The following is a 595-nucleotide window of genomic DNA, read 5'->3' on the forward strand; positions in this document are numbered from 1 at the left end:
GCGCGGCCGAGCGACATCGAGATGATGTCGCAGCCGTTGTCGAGCGCCCACTCGATTCCAGCAATGATGTCGAGCTCGCGGCCCGCGCCGCGATTGTTCAGAACCTTGGCCACGAAAAGCTCGGCACCGGGTGCGACGCCATAGCGCGGCACGTTGACTGCCTGCGGCGGACCTGCTGCGGCCGTGCCAGCGCAGTGTGTGCCGTGCCCTTGAACATCGTCCACGCCTTCCCCGTGCACGAAGCTCGCATGCTTGATTGCGCGTGAGGCGATGTCGGGGTGGGCAAGGTCGATGCCGGTATCGAGAACGGCCAATTTGATGCCCGCGCCGGTAAAGGCGCTCTGATCGGCACCTGTGGCAGCCAAGCCCCACGTACGCTCGGTATCGTCCACCCAAGGCGGATCGCCTAACGCGAACATCCAGAACTCCGGCCGACTGTCCACGACCAGTCCTTCGACCTGGAGCATCTGGGCAATCGACAATGATGCCGCAGACCCGCCACCTATCGCGGCAACGGAAAATCTGGGCAGGATGATGGTTGCATCGTGTTCGGCCGCCGCCGCCATGGTGTCGACGAGCGCGCCGTGCTCGGGAG

The 595-nt window shown here is 64.7% G+C and carries 1 protein-coding gene; it reads right to left on the bottom strand.

Features of this window, described 5'->3' with window-relative positions:
* Positions 1-595, bottom strand: a 595-nt coding sequence (locus tag AX708_RS11150) for a S8 family serine peptidase (RefSeq protein ID WP_156454568.1), incomplete at both ends; no start/stop codon positions are given.

The sequence above is a fragment of the Erythrobacter sp. CCH5-A1 genome (genome assembly GCF_001557115.1).
Classification (GTDB): Bacteria; Pseudomonadota; Alphaproteobacteria; order Sphingomonadales; family Sphingomonadaceae; genus Erythrobacter.